The organism is Ruegeria sp. BHSB172 (genome assembly GCF_059613165.1).
The window spans coordinates 1-11,825 of the sequence record NZ_JBXWRZ010000008.1; the positions used below are offsets into that span (position 1 = coordinate 1).

General features: G+C 64.6%; 16 protein-coding genes and 1 pseudogene. 6 read left to right on the forward strand and 11 right to left on the reverse strand.

Features of this window, described 5'->3' with window-relative positions; all coding sequences use genetic code 11:
- From AC2FM3_RS06190 to AC2FM3_RS06200, 3 genes and pseudogenes are all read right to left on the reverse strand, one after another.
- Positions 1-146: pseudogene (locus tag AC2FM3_RS06190) on the reverse strand (peroxidase-related enzyme); the annotation flags it as partial.
- Between the two features lie 31 nt (positions 147-177).
- Positions 178-888, reverse strand: coding sequence for a GNAT family N-acetyltransferase (locus AC2FM3_RS06195; RefSeq protein WP_496679967.1), 711 nt, complete (start codon positions 886-888; stop codon positions 178-180).
- Positions 885-1,607, reverse strand: a complete 723-nt coding sequence (locus tag AC2FM3_RS06200; RefSeq protein WP_496679968.1) for a competence/damage-inducible protein A — start codon at positions 1,605-1,607, stop codon at positions 885-887. Before AC2FM3_RS06200 ends, AC2FM3_RS06195 begins: the two co-directional genes overlap by 4 nt.
- Positions 1,608-1,657: 50 nt before the next feature.
- Here AC2FM3_RS06200 and sfsA point away from each other — a divergent pair, with 50 nt between their 5' ends.
- Complete coding sequence (sfsA, locus tag AC2FM3_RS06205) at positions 1,658-2,350, forward strand: DNA/RNA nuclease SfsA (protein ID WP_496679970.1); 693 nt, start codon at positions 1,658-1,660, stop codon at positions 2,348-2,350.
- Positions 2,351-2,434: 84 nt separating this feature from the next.
- Entirely contained in the window at positions 2,435-3,241 is an 807-nt protein-coding gene (map, locus tag AC2FM3_RS06210) for a type I methionyl aminopeptidase (protein ID WP_496679971.1), read from the forward strand.
- Here map and AC2FM3_RS06215 read toward each other — a convergent pair.
- The 3 genes from AC2FM3_RS06215 to AC2FM3_RS06225 are packed head-to-tail and all read right to left on the reverse strand — an operon-like array spanning position 3,235 to position 5,218.
- Positions 3,235-3,411 carry a hypothetical protein gene (locus AC2FM3_RS06215; RefSeq protein ID WP_496679973.1) on the reverse strand — a complete coding sequence of 59 codons (177 nt, stop codon included), beginning with the start codon at positions 3,409-3,411 and terminating at the stop codon, positions 3,235-3,237. The two genes, map and AC2FM3_RS06215, sit on opposite strands and share 7 nt — an antisense overlap.
- Positions 3,412-3,458: 47 nt before the next feature.
- Positions 3,459-4,010, reverse strand: a complete 552-nt coding sequence (gene rsmD, locus AC2FM3_RS06220) for a 16S rRNA (guanine(966)-N(2))-methyltransferase RsmD (RefSeq protein WP_496679975.1) — start codon at positions 4,008-4,010, stop codon at positions 3,459-3,461.
- On the reverse strand, positions 4,007-5,218 hold the full coding sequence (locus tag AC2FM3_RS06225) for an NAD(P)/FAD-dependent oxidoreductase (RefSeq protein ID WP_496679977.1): 1,212 nt from the start codon (positions 5,216-5,218) through the stop codon (positions 4,007-4,009). The genes rsmD and AC2FM3_RS06225 overlap by 4 nt, the downstream gene beginning before the upstream one ends.
- Positions 5,219-5,317: 99 nt before the next feature.
- Here AC2FM3_RS06225 and AC2FM3_RS06230 point away from each other — a divergent pair, with 99 nt between their 5' ends.
- Both AC2FM3_RS06230 and AC2FM3_RS06235 read left to right on the forward strand, forming a co-directional pair.
- Positions 5,318-5,803 carry a peroxiredoxin gene (locus AC2FM3_RS06230; RefSeq protein WP_496680145.1) on the forward strand — a complete coding sequence of 162 codons (486 nt, stop codon included), beginning with the start codon at positions 5,318-5,320 and terminating at the stop codon, positions 5,801-5,803.
- A gap of 77 nt (positions 5,804-5,880) precedes the next feature.
- Positions 5,881-6,201, forward strand: coding sequence for a hypothetical protein (locus AC2FM3_RS06235; RefSeq protein ID WP_496679979.1), 321 nt, complete (start codon positions 5,881-5,883; stop codon positions 6,199-6,201).
- Here AC2FM3_RS06235 and AC2FM3_RS06240 read toward each other — a convergent pair.
- From AC2FM3_RS06240 to AC2FM3_RS06255, 4 genes are read right to left on the reverse strand one after another with little or no spacing between them, the layout of a single operon-like run.
- Positions 6,198-6,491, reverse strand: a complete 294-nt coding sequence (locus tag AC2FM3_RS06240; protein WP_496679980.1) for a 4a-hydroxytetrahydrobiopterin dehydratase — start codon at positions 6,489-6,491, stop codon at positions 6,198-6,200. The two genes, AC2FM3_RS06235 and AC2FM3_RS06240, sit on opposite strands and share 4 nt — an antisense overlap.
- A complete protein-coding gene (locus AC2FM3_RS06245) occupies positions 6,488-7,675 on the reverse strand; it encodes a GNAT family N-acetyltransferase (protein WP_496679982.1) in 1,188 nt (395 codons plus the stop codon). Before AC2FM3_RS06245 ends, AC2FM3_RS06240 begins: the two co-directional genes overlap by 4 nt.
- 48 nt (positions 7,676-7,723) lie before the next feature.
- The gene (locus AC2FM3_RS06250) at positions 7,724-8,491 is read right to left on the reverse strand and encodes a glycerophosphodiester phosphodiesterase family protein (RefSeq protein WP_496679984.1); all 768 of its coding nucleotides are present in this window, start codon (positions 8,489-8,491) and stop codon (positions 7,724-7,726) included.
- Positions 8,488-8,943, reverse strand: coding sequence for a RidA family protein (locus AC2FM3_RS06255; RefSeq protein ID WP_496679985.1), 456 nt, complete (start codon positions 8,941-8,943; stop codon positions 8,488-8,490). The genes AC2FM3_RS06250 and AC2FM3_RS06255 overlap by 4 nt, the downstream gene beginning before the upstream one ends.
- A gap of 284 nt (positions 8,944-9,227) precedes the next feature.
- Here AC2FM3_RS06255 and AC2FM3_RS06260 point away from each other — a divergent pair, with 284 nt between their 5' ends.
- Together AC2FM3_RS06260 and AC2FM3_RS06265 are read left to right on the forward strand one after the other, a co-directional pair.
- Complete coding sequence (locus AC2FM3_RS06260; RefSeq protein ID WP_496679987.1) at positions 9,228-10,055, forward strand: MlaA family lipoprotein; 828 nt, start codon at positions 9,228-9,230, stop codon at positions 10,053-10,055.
- Complete coding sequence (locus tag AC2FM3_RS06265) at positions 10,045-10,653, forward strand: MlaC/ttg2D family ABC transporter substrate-binding protein (protein WP_496679988.1); 609 nt, start codon at positions 10,045-10,047, stop codon at positions 10,651-10,653. The genes AC2FM3_RS06260 and AC2FM3_RS06265 overlap by 11 nt, the downstream gene beginning before the upstream one ends.
- Positions 10,654-10,724: 71 nt before the next feature.
- On the opposite strand, the gene AC2FM3_RS06270 is transcribed toward AC2FM3_RS06265, so the two are convergent.
- Complete coding sequence (locus AC2FM3_RS06270) at positions 10,725-11,822, reverse strand: ABC transporter ATP-binding protein (RefSeq protein ID WP_496679989.1); 1,098 nt, start codon at positions 11,820-11,822, stop codon at positions 10,725-10,727.
- Between the last annotated feature and the right edge of the window lie 3 nt (positions 11,823-11,825).

Genomic DNA, 11,825 nt, shown 5'->3' on the forward strand with positions numbered 1-11,825 from the left:
GTGAAGGCATTCAGCTTGTCGATGTCAAAGGCATAGGCCTTCAGCACGTTGGGAATCATGCCCAGCTTTTCGGTGCAGATGTCAAAGTACTTCTGCGTTTCAAGCGGCAGCGGGTCCACCATCGGCAGGTTCAGCGCGGTGGGCATGTCGGTGTCGGTCACTGCAGTCGTTCTCCTCTTAGACCAGCTGGCGGTAATGGTACTCTCCGACGTGTTCCATCCCCAGAGAGCGGTAGAGCGCGTTGGCCCCCTCATTCGCCTTGGTGCAGATCACGCTAAGGGTATGGGCGCCATTGTCCAGCGCCCAAAAGGCCGCGGCGCGCATCGCCCAGCGGCCCAGCCCCTGCCGGCGATGGGCCGGCACGATCTCGAGCGCATGCAGCATGGCGATGCCGTCATGGATGGCCACGAAGGCGGTGCCCGCCGGCTGATCGCGGTGGCGCAGCAACAGGCCGGTCTTGGGGCCGGAGGCGCGCTCCATCACCGCAAGGCGTTCGGGGCCGATGCCCCCCTGCGCCCAGATCTCGCGCATGATGGCCAGCGGCTCCCACAGGGTAAAGACGGTCACCGGCGGCACCGGCTGCTCGGTCAGCCGCGCGACCGGGCAGGCATAGATGTTGACCGGATCGAGGATCTCATAGCCCCGCGCAGCCAGCATTTCGTCCAGTGCCTCATCACCCGGGCGCAGGCAAAAGATGCGTTTCTGGCCCATCGCCTGCATGGCCGCCTCGGCCGCGTCGATATCCGGCGGGGTGACCGGGCCGATACGGCTGGCCGCGGACACGCGCGAGCCGCCCCCCAGCCCTTCGCGCAGCAGGAAAGGACCCAGTTGCGTGTACCGCGCGGCGGGCCATGTGCCGTCGACGACGGCGGCCCAGTCGGGCCTCACAGGTCAAGCTCCCTTGCCAGGCGGGTGATGGCGGCGTCGATACGGGCGCCGTCGGTGCCGCGCACCACCACGTTGGCGCCGAACACGCCGTTGATCTGAAACGGGTAGCAACCGATCGACAGGTCGTCGAAATCCTGCGCCAGGGCCGACAGATTGGTGGCGATGTCGCCCTCTCCCCGGTCTACGCGCAGGGTCTGCGACAACAATGGCTTGCCTCCGGTCAGGGTGGGCAGCACGCTGGCCACCATCGCCCGGAACACCGAGGGCACCCCGGCCATCACGTGGACGTTGCCCAGGGTAAATCCCGGCGCGGTCGAGACCGGGTTGTCGATCAGCGTCGCGCCATCGGGGATGCGCGCCATGCGCAGCCGTGCGGCGTTCAGCTCCAACCCGGCCTGGTCGTAGTGCGCCTGCAGCAGGGCACGGGCATCATCGCGCACGTCGATATGGGCCCCGAAGGCGCGGGCGATGCAATCGGCGGTGATGTCGTCATGGGTCGGGCCGATGCCCCCGCTGGTGAACACATGGTCATAGGCCTGCGACAGCGCCTTGACGGCGGTTTCGATGGCCTCGGCGTCATCGCTGACGATGCGGACCTCTTTCAGGTCGATGCCATGCTTGGTCAATTCCTGCGCCAGAAAGTGCATGTTCGCGTCGCGGGTGCGGCCCGACAGGATTTCATCCCCGATCACCAGCATTGCGGCGGTTGGGTTGGGCATGGCGCGCTCTCCTCTTGATCGACATTTGAGGCAGGTATAGGCCCGTAACCATGCGCTTTCAAACCCCTCTTGTTCCCGCCCGCCTGATCCGCCGCTACAAACGCTTTCTGGCCGATTGCGTACTGGAGGACGGGCGCGAGGTGACGGCCCATTGCGCCAATCCCGGTTCGATGATGGGACTGGCCGAGCCGGGCATGAAAATCTGGCTGGAACCCAATGACGACCCCAGGAAGAAACTGAAATTCGGCTGGCGGCTGGTCGAGCACGAGAACGGCCATTTCACCGGGGTCGATACCTCGGTGCCCAATCGCGCGCTGCGGCCCGCGCTTGAGGCGGGCGAGATCCCCGAACTGGCCGCCTATGGCACCGTCCGGCCCGAGGTGAAATACGGCGAAAACAGCCGCGTCGATTTCCTGCTGACCGAGGCGGGATTGCCGGACGCCTATGTCGAAGTGAAAAGCGTGACCCTGTCGCGCCAGCCCGGTCTGGCCGAATTTCCCGACAGCGTGACCGCACGCGGCACCAAGCATCTGGGCGAACTGGCGGCGATGGCGGAGGCCGGGCACCGAGCCGTCATGCTGTATCTGGTGCAGCGCACCGACTGCGCGCGGTTCGAGCTGGCCGCCGATATCGACCCGGCCTATGCGGCGCAATTTGACGCTGCGGCAGCGAAAGGGGTTGAACGGCTGGTCTATGCGACCCAAATCACGCCCAAAGGCGTCTGGATCGGCAACAAACTCTGACGCTCGCGACCGTGCGCCCTCTGGCACTTTCTGCACAAGCAGCGTAAAGAGGGTATCGCGCGCAACAATTGGAGCCCCGCGTTGATGAAGGAACATCGTGGCCGCCTGACGAAGGACGGCATCCGCATTTACGAACAGGCTGACTTTGCCGGCATGCACGCGGCAGGGGCGGTTGCGGCGCGGATTCTGGATGACATCGCCGAGCATGTCTTTCCGGGCCAGACCACGGGCGAGATCGACCGGATCATCACCCGGATGGTCGAGGATGCCGGCGCCAAGTCGGCCACCATCGGCTACAAGGGCTATCAGCACGCCAGCTGCATCAGCGTGAACCACGTGGTCTGCCACGGGATCCCGGGCGAGAAGAAGCTGAAGGATGGCGACATCCTGAACATCGACGTGACGGTGATCGTCGATGGCTGGTTCGGAGACACCAGCCGCATGTATGTGGCAGGCAAGCTGCCGCGAAAGGCCGAGCGGCTGATCCAGGTGACTCATGACGCCCTGTTCAAAGGGATCGAGATGGTCAAGCCGGGCAACACCTTTGGTGATATCGGCCATGCCATCCAGTCCTACGTTGAATCGCACCGCATGAGCGTGGTGCGCGATTTCTGCGGGCACGGGCTGGGCCGGGTGTTCCACGCGCCGCCGAACGTGCTGCATTACGGCCGCCCGGGCACCGGCGCGGTTCTGGAAGAGGGCATGTTCTTCACCATCGAGCCGATGGTGAACTTGGGCCGCCCCGAGACCAAGACCCTAGCCGATGACTGGACGGCCGTGACCCGCGACAAGTCGCTGTCGGCGCAGTTCGAGCATTCAGTGGGTGTGACCGCGGACGGGGTCGAGATCTTTACCCTGTCACCGGGCGGCAAGTTCCACCCGACCTACTGATCTTGATCCTGCTGCGCGCGCCATAGGGCGAGCAACAGCGTCTCTTGCCCCCATGGCGTCACCGCGTCCTGGATGAAGACGGGCGCGCGGCGCGGTTTGGGTTCGGGTCCGGTCGTGGCCTCGGCGCTTTGCGCGGGAACCAGCGGGAAAATGGGCATGGCGTGGTCCATGACCCGCAACATAGCACGGCGCGGCCCCGGGTCCAAAAAAGGGCGGTTCAGCCCCGCCACATCAGCGAGATATGGGTGTCGCCGTATTTGCGCGCATCGTGCAGCGTGAAGCCCTCGAGCGGGGCCATCAGGGCGTTCTCTTCCCAGACCACCAGCGCGTCATCGGCCAGCCAGCCGCCCTTGAGCGCCGCGGCAAGCGCCTTTTGGCCCATTCCCTTGCCATAGGGCGGATCGAGGAAGATTAGGTCGAAAGGTTCCCCGGGATTGTCGCCCAGCCGTGTCGCGTCGCGGCGGATCAGTGCGGTGCGGTCGGCGCTGCGGGTCAGGTCGATATTCTTGCGGATCAGCCCCTGCGCCACCCGCCCATCATCAACCAAGGTGACATGCGCCGCACCGCGCGACAGCGCCTCGAGCCCCAAGGCACCAGTGCCGGCGAACAGGTCCAGCACCCGCAGCCTATCGAAGTCGACCAGGTGGTTCAGCACGTTGAACAGGCTTTCGCGCACCCGGTCGGTGGTGGGGCGCAGATGCGCACCCGCGTCCCCCTTGCCGACCGAGGCCAGCGCCCGGCCCCGGAAATCTCCGGCGATGATCCTCACGCCTTGAGCAGCGGCTTCAGATCCGCTGCGGGGTCGGCCACCACCGCCGGATCGGCGGTCTTGCCCGCGTCGATCAGGCGCTTGCCGACCATGTAGGCGCGCGGGTCGTTCATCGCGTCCACCGCCAGCAACTGATCGCCCCGGTAATACCAGAACGAGGTGGTCGCCCCCTCGCCCTTGCGGGTGACGACGTGGTCATAGCCCGTGTTCAGCCCGGCGATCTGCAGCTTCACGTCATACTGGTCCGACCAGAACCAGGGCGTGGCCACGTAATCCTTGCCCGCGCCCAGCATGTTCTGCGCCACCACCTCGGCCTGGTCGATCGCATTGGGCACGCTTTCCAGACGGATGCGTCGGCCCTTGTAGGGGAACGAGGCACAATCGCCCGCCGCCCAGATATCGGGGGCAGAGGTGCGGCCCTGCGCGTCGGTCTTGATGCCATTCTCGATGGCAAGGCCGGCCATCTCGGCCAGTTCGGTGGCCGGGGTGATGCCCACGCCAACCACCACGAAATCAACCGCCAGTTCCGTCCCGTCGCCAAGCACCGCGCCGGTGACCTTGCCATTCTCACCGGTGATCCGTTCCAGCCCGACGCCTTCTCGGATGTCCACGCCATGGGTGCCGTGCAGCGCGCGGAAATAGTCGCTGGTCTCGGGCGCGGCGACACGCTGCAGGATGCGGTCGGCCATCTCGACCAGCGTCACCTGCACGCCGCGCTTGGCACAGACGGCTGCGGCCTCGAGCCCGATATAGCCGCCGCCCACGATCAGCGCCCGAGCGCCTTCGATCACGGCGGGGGCCATCACGTCCACATCGGCCAGCGTGCGCACCACATGCACGCCCTCCAAGTCTCCGCCGATCGCGGCGGGCAGGCAGCGCGGATGCGAACCGGTGGTCAGGGCAAGCTGGTCGTAGGAGATCACCTCGTCGCCGATGGTCACGGTCTTGGCGGCCGGGTCGATCGCCGTCACCTGCTGACCCAGCCGCAGGGTAATGTTGTTTTCGGCATAGAAACTCTCGGGGCGCAGGTAGAGCCGTTCCAGCTCCATCTCGCCCAGCAGGTAGGCCTTGGACAGCGGCGGGCGCTGATAGGGCAGCACGGGCTCAGCCCCGATCAGGGTGATCGCCCCGTCAAACCCGCCCTTGCGTAGCCCGGCCACCAGTGACGACCCCGCCTGTCCGGCTCCGATCACGACGATATGGCTCATCTGGTCCGCCCCCTGTCGATTTCCCGTGGCTTGTGCCACCCGCCCACCTATATTGCGGCAAGGAGCGAGTTTGCAATTTCAAACGACAGGAGCATGAAGATGATTTCAACCGGCGACACCCTGCCCGAAGCAACCCTGATCCAGATGGGCGAAAACGGACCGGAAGAGGTGCGGCTCTCCAGCAAGGTCAAGGGCCGCAAGGTGGTGATCTTTGCCGTGCCCGGCGCGTTCACCCCCACCTGCCACTCGGCCCATGTCCCCAGCTTCATGCGCACCAAGGACCAGTTCGCGGCCAAGGGCGTTGACGAGATCATCTGCGTGTCGGTCAACGACCCCTTCGTGATGAAGGCCTGGGGCGAGGCCACGGGTGCGACCGCGGCAGGGCTGACCATGCTGGCCGATCCGGCCTCGGAATTCACAAAGGCGATCAGCATGGATTTCGACGCCCCGCCCGCCGGCCTGATCGCGCGCTCCAAGCGCTATGCGATGCTGGTCGAAGACGGCAAGGTCGTGGCGCTGAACCTCGAGGAAAGCCCCGGTGCCTGCGAGATTTCGGCCGGAGAAGGCCTGCTGGCGGTTATCTGACCGCTAAAAGGAAACCCAACCGCAGGCGCCCGCCCGGGCGTTTGCAAATGGCCGGATAAACGGCAAGGAGGATCTTGATGGCCTACATGAAAACACTGGCTGGGATCGGCGCCATGGTCGCTCTGACCGCCTGCGAGGTGCCTCAGTCTCCTGTCGTTACCGGCCTCGACGGGCAGGCCCGCATCCAGATCAACACATCGGGTCTGACCTGCTATCAGACGCGCTGCCTCGACATCAATCCGGCCGCGCGCAGCGTTCGGATGGTGGGCAACCGCACCACAGGTATTCCGCGCGAAATAGATGTCAGCGATGGCACCGTGACCCCGGCCGAGTTCCAGCGGCTGGGTGAGGTTGCCCTGCTGGCCGGCGGAATGGGGTCGCGCGGCGACCGCGGCTAGAGCAGGCTGTCCATCTTGCGCGCCAGCTTGGCGTCCTGAGACGACAGGCCGCCCACGTCATGGGTGGTCAGAACCACCTCGACCGTGCGATAGACGTTGGACCATTCGGGGTGGTGGTTCCACTTTTCGGCAAAGATAGCCACCTTGGTCATCCAGCCAAAGGCATCGACGAAATCGTCGAAGATGAAGGTCTTGGTGATCGCGTCGCGGTCCTCGACCATGGTCCAGCCGTTCCTGAACAGCGGGTCCAGCAGCGGGCCGCGGGTCTCGGTGGACAGAAGTTCGCTCATTGCCGTTCCTCCGGGTTGGCTTTTCTGAACGGGCCGTAATCCGTCAGAATCTCGATCTCTTCCCCTACCGCGCGAGCTTCGGCCTCGAGGTACCGCGCGACGGCGTCCGCGAAGCCGGGATCGGCGATCCAGTGCAGGCTGTGCGTGCGCGTGGGCAGATAGCCGCGCGCCAGCTTGTGTTCGCCTTGCGCGCCAGCTTCGACGCGGGCCAGCCCCTGCGCGATGGCAAAGTCGATCGCCCTATAGTAGCACAGTTCGAAATGCAGGCAGGGGTGATGTTCGGTGCAGCCCCAATAGCGCCCGAACAAGGTTTTGCGCCCGATGAAGTTCAGCGCGCCGGCCACCGGGTATCCGCCCCGCTCGGCCAGCACCAGCGCGACGTCATCGGCCATGGTTTCGTGAACGATGTCAAAGAATTGCCGCGTCAGATAGGGCGAGCCCCACTTGCGCGCGCCGGTATCCTGATAGAATTCCCAGAACGCGTCCCAGTGTTCGGGGCGCAGATCGGCGCCGGTCAGGGTTCGGATCTCGCCGCCGAAGGCGTTGGCCTGCGCCCTTTCCTTGCGGATGTTCTTGCGCTTGCGCGAGGACAGGGCGGCGAGGAAATCGTCGAAATCGGCATAGCCATCGTTCAGCCAGTGAAACTGCTGCGAATCGCGCGCCAGCAGGCCCATCTGCTGCCCGGCCAGCGCCTCGGCCTGGGTGCAGAAGGTGACGTGCAGCGAAGACAGGCGGTTGTCGGCGGCCAGTTGCACCGCCCCCTGCACCAGCGCCGAAATGGCGATCCCGTCATAGCCGGGCCGCGTCAGGAACCGCCGTCCGGTGGCCGGGGTGAACGGCACCGCGATCTGCAATTTGGGGTAATACCGCCCGCCCGCATTTTCATAGGCATGGGCCCAACTGTGATCGAAGATGTATTCGCCCTGGCTGTGCGACTTGGCATACATCGGCGCGGCCCCGATCAGCAGGCCGTCCAGATAGGCGGTCAGGTATTGCGGCTGCCAGCCTGTGCCCCGCCCGACCGATCCGCTGTCTTCCAGCGCGCGCAGGAACCGGTGCGTGGTGAACGGGTCCAGCGGGCGGGTGCCGTCGGCGGCCTCGGGGCAGGCGCAACTGTCCCATTCGGCCGCCGGGATCTGATCCAGCGTCGACAGAACCCGGATCTCGATCTGTGACTGGTCCATGTGCCCTCCTGCGTCCCCCTGAACTATCTGTGACGCCGGCAGCCGGGTTCAACCCGGAATGGCGGCCAGATAGTTTTCGAAGGTCACGTTGTCGGCCACCTTTCGCGCCTCGGCCTCCTGTTCGGCCGAGCGCACCGTCCAGCACAGGATCGGCACGCCTTGCGCCTTCAACTCGGCGACGCGGGGTCGGGCCAGGTCCTGCACCTCGTGGCTGATGAAGCTGGCGCCAACCCGGTTGAAATCGGGGATGTCGCGCAGGTGGTCGCAGACCTCGGCCGGCAGATGCTCGACTTCGGGCTTGTAGGAACAGGTCGTCAGCCCACGCGGAATCTCCGGCGCCAGCCGGGCCAGCTCGGCCACGGAGTTGGGGTTGAACGACATCAGCGCGACCGGACCGTCATAGGACTTCAGCAGCGCGACCGCATCCCGTTCCAGCCGCCCGTCCAAAGGCCCCATCGCACCGTGCTGATCCTTGAACTCGATCAGCAACGGCACGCGGCCCGCCACCAGTTGCAGAACTTCCTCAAGCGAGGGGATCCCCTCGTCCCCGTGCAGCAGCGGAAGGTCCGCGGCCTCGGCCCGGGTGATCTGCTGGATCGCGCCGGACTGGCCGGTCAGGCGCGTCAGGTCATAGTCGTGGAAAACCATGGCATGGCCGTCCGACGTCATCTGCAGGTCAATCTCGATCCCGTAGCCCGCAGCAATGGCGGCCCGGATGGCCGCCCGGCTGTTTTCCGGGCGGGTCTGGCGAATGTCATGCAGCGCCCGATGCGCAATCGGCGCGCCCATGAACACACGAGGCAGAGACGGTGTCATTGGATCTCGAAAATCCCTTCGATCTCAACCGCGACGCCCAGCGGCAGCGACGCGGCGCTGACGGCCGAACGCGAATGGCGGCCCGCCTCGCCCAGCGCCTCGACCAGGAAATCGGACGCGCCGTTGATCACCTGCGGCTGGTCGGTGAAATCGGCGGTCGAGTTCACGAAACCGGTCAGCTTGATCACACGCACCAGCTTGTCGATGTCCCCGCCGCAGGCCGCCTTGACCTGGGCCAGCAGGTTGATGGCACAGACCCGGGCCGCCGCCGCACCGGCCGCGACATCCATATCGGCGCCCAGCTTGCCGGTGATCAACGCATCGTCCTTCGAGATCTGGCCCGAGACATAAACGATGTTGCCTACCCGCACGAACGGCACGTAATTGGCCGCCGGCGCCGGGGCGTCCGGCAGGGTCACGCCCATGGATTCCAGTTTTGCCGCGATGCTCATGTTCTTGTCCTCAACTTCCGGTCTGTTTTCGGGACGCTAACCGGGAACGGGATTCGCGAAAAGACGCAAAACCGTCATTTCCCCGCCAGTCTGCGAAACGGCGCGTTTTCTCTTGTCCCCGAGGTGTTGAACGCCGGCCACTTTACCTTGCGGATGTGCGCAGGTAACACGCTAGGAGTTTCATTTCGGGCAGAAAGCAACTATCTGCCGGAGAATTGGGCCGGTGCGAACAGGCCAAGAGTATTGATTGAGTGTCCGGTTGCCTTACATCCGGGCGAACGGGAGTGAATGAGACCGTGTCGAGCCGGATCCGTTTCAGACATGTCGCCCTTGCCGCGTTTTTGGCGGTGCTGTCGGCTTGCGCCAGCCAGCCACAGGATGCCGCGACGCGGGGCGAGGTTTTCGACCCCTACGAAAAAACCAATCGGGGCATACACAAGTTCAACCTGGGCGTGGACCGATTTCTGTTCCGCCCGGCGTCCAAGGGCTATGTCAAGATCGTGCCCGACCCGATGGTGACCAGTTTCAACAACTTCGCCGAGAACATCACCTTGCCCGGGCAGGCCGTCGATTACCTGCTTCAGGGCAATCTGAAACAGTCCGGAAACGCCCTGCTGCGCTTCGTGATCAACTCAACTGTCGGTGGGTTCGGCCTGTCCAAACCGGCGGACGAGCTGAACCTGCCGCAGGTCGATACCGATTTCGGCGAAACCTTGCATGTCTGGGGTTTCGGCGAGGGCGCCTATGTCGAGCTGCCCTTCTACGGCCCGTCCACCACGCGCGACGCGGTCGGCGTGGTGGTGAACCTGTTCACCAACCCGATCGACCTGGCGCCGACCCGCCCAGCCGACAACCTAGGCCTCTATGCCGAGGTCGTGCGCCGTATGGGCGATCGGGGCAGGTTCTCGGACACTGTCGATTCTATCCTCTATGAAAGCGCCGACAGCTATGCGCAGGCGCGCCTGATCTATCTGCAGAACCGCCGGTTCGAACTGGCACGCGACGATGAAGATACCTATCTGGATCTGTACTCGGACCCCTATGCCGACCTTGATGGCGATCCGGCCGCGGACGCCTATCTTGACCCCTACGAGGACCCCTATGCCGAATGAAACATTGACCCGCCGCGGTTTCGTCTCCACCGCCCTGGCCGGCGTGGCGGCAGCCACCCTTCCCCTGCCCGCGCTGGCCCTGACCGAGGCATCGGCCAAGGTCTTGGTCGATAAGGTGGTGGCCGAGATCAACCGCGTCATCGAATCGGGCAAATCCGAAAGCGCGATGCTGCGCGATTTCGAGAAGATCTTCGTGCAATACGCCGATGTGCCGATCATGGCGCGCTATGCGCTGGGGGCGGATGCGCGCAGCGCCAGCCAAGCGCAACTGCGCGAATTCACCAAAGCGTTCCAGGGCTATATCTCGCGCAAATATGGCCGCCGGTTCCGCGAGTTCATCGGCGGTCAGGTCACTGTGAAATCGGCCCGCAAGATCAAGGCCGGATACGAGGTGCGCAGCACCGTCAAGCTGCGCGGCGAAGCCCCGTTCGAGGTAACCTTCCTGGTGTCGGACAAATCGGGCCGCGACAAGTTTTACAACATGTTCATCGAAGGGGTGAACCTGCTGCTGACCGAGCGCACCGAGATCGGCGCGATGCTGGATGCCCGCAAGGGTAATCTGGATCAGTTGATCCGCGACCTGAAAACCACCGGCTGACCCCGCCGGACCGAACCGCAAAAATGCCGCGCATCCGGTATGCGCGGCATTTTCGTGCCCGAATAAGCGGCTCAGTTCAGCCGCTCGCCCGTGTCCTTGGCGAAATACGACACCTTGCTCATGTCAAAGGCCAGGTTCAGCATCTGCCCGGCCCTGGCGCTGGTTTCGGCATGCAGACGCGCGGTCACTTGTTTGCCGCCCAGTTCCGAAACGACATAGGTGTCCGCCCCCGCCGGCTCGACCATATCGACCAGGCAGGCAGCCTCCTGCACGCCGGCGCCGGCGCGGAACCCGGCCTCGGCGATGTCCTCGGGGCGCAGGCCCAGGATCACCTCTTCAGGCAGGTGCAGATCGCGCGTGTCCGTCAGCACGATCGGATCGCCCCCCGCACGCGCGATTGCGACCTGCGTGCCGGTCCCGTTGCGCTGGACCCGCGCCGGGATCAAATTCATTGCCGGCGACCCCATGAAATCGGCCACGAACAGGTTGGCGGGGCGGTTGTAGATCTCGGCCGGGGTGCCGATCTGCTGCACCACGCCGCCCTTCAACACCACGATCTTGGTGGCCAGGGTCATCGCTTCGATCTGATCATGGGTCACATAGACGATCGAGGCATCCAGCGTCTGATGCAGCTTCTTGATCTCGGTCCGCATCTCGACCCGCAGCTTGGCGTCGAGGTTCGACAACGGTTCGTCGAACAGGAACAGCTTGGGGTCGCGCACCAGCGCCCGGCCCATCGCCACACGTTGCCGCTGGCCACCCGACAATTGGCTGGGGCGACGGTTCAGCAACGGCTCGATCTGCAGAAGCGCGGCGACCTCTTTCAGCTTGGCGTCTTGTGTCGCCTGATCGACCCCGCGCACCTTCATGCCGAAGGTGATGTTCTTGGCCACCGACATGGTCGGGTACAGGGCGTAAGACTGGAACACCATCGCGATGTCGCGGTCCTTGGGGCTGACATGGGTCATGTCCTTGCCGCCGATCGACAGCGTCCCGCCCGAGATCGGCTCGAGCCCGGCGATGCAGTTCAGCAGGGTCGACTTGCCGCAGCCCGACGGCCCGACCAGCACCAGGAAATCGCCCGGTTCGATCGAGATGTTGATGTCCTTGAGAATCTCGGTTGCGCCGTAATTCTTGTACAGGTTTTTGATATCGAGGATGGGAGCCATGGG

What these genes read in the sequence shown, in the direction of transcription:
- sfsA (WP_496679970.1), top strand. Translation starts at nt 1,658, where the DNA reads ATGCGCTTTCAAACCCCTCTTGTTCCCGCCCGCCTGATCCGCCGCTAC.
- AC2FM3_RS06225 (WP_496679977.1), bottom strand. Translation starts at nt 5,218, where the DNA reads ATGAGCCATATCGTCGTGATCGGAGCCGGACAGGCGGGGTCGTCACTG.
- AC2FM3_RS06255 (WP_496679985.1), bottom strand. Translation starts at nt 8,943, where the DNA reads ATGAGCATCGCGGCAAAACTGGAATCCATGGGCGTGACCCTGCCGGAC.
- AC2FM3_RS06270 (WP_496679989.1), bottom strand. Translation starts at nt 11,822, where the DNA reads ATGGCTCCCATCCTCGATATCAAAAACCTGTACAAGAATTACGGCGCA.
- AC2FM3_RS06235 (WP_496679979.1), top strand. Translation starts at nt 5,881, where the DNA reads ATGGCCTACATGAAAACACTGGCTGGGATCGGCGCCATGGTCGCTCTG.
- AC2FM3_RS06250 (WP_496679984.1), bottom strand. Translation starts at nt 8,491, where the DNA reads ATGACACCGTCTCTGCCTCGTGTGTTCATGGGCGCGCCGATTGCGCAT.
- AC2FM3_RS06240 (WP_496679980.1), bottom strand. Translation starts at nt 6,491, where the DNA reads ATGAGCGAACTTCTGTCCACCGAGACCCGCGGCCCGCTGCTGGACCCG.
- map (WP_496679971.1), top strand. Translation starts at nt 2,435, where the DNA reads ATGAAGGAACATCGTGGCCGCCTGACGAAGGACGGCATCCGCATTTAC.
- AC2FM3_RS06215 (WP_496679973.1), bottom strand. Translation starts at nt 3,411, where the DNA reads ATGGACCACGCCATGCCCATTTTCCCGCTGGTTCCCGCGCAAAGCGCC.
- AC2FM3_RS06245 (WP_496679982.1), bottom strand. Translation starts at nt 7,675, where the DNA reads ATGGACCAGTCACAGATCGAGATCCGGGTTCTGTCGACGCTGGATCAG.
- AC2FM3_RS06230 (WP_496680145.1), top strand. Translation starts at nt 5,318, where the DNA reads ATGATTTCAACCGGCGACACCCTGCCCGAAGCAACCCTGATCCAGATG.
- AC2FM3_RS06200 (WP_496679968.1), bottom strand. Translation starts at nt 1,607, where the DNA reads ATGCCCAACCCAACCGCCGCAATGCTGGTGATCGGGGATGAAATCCTG.
- AC2FM3_RS06265 (WP_496679988.1), top strand. Translation starts at nt 10,045, where the DNA reads ATGCCGAATGAAACATTGACCCGCCGCGGTTTCGTCTCCACCGCCCTG.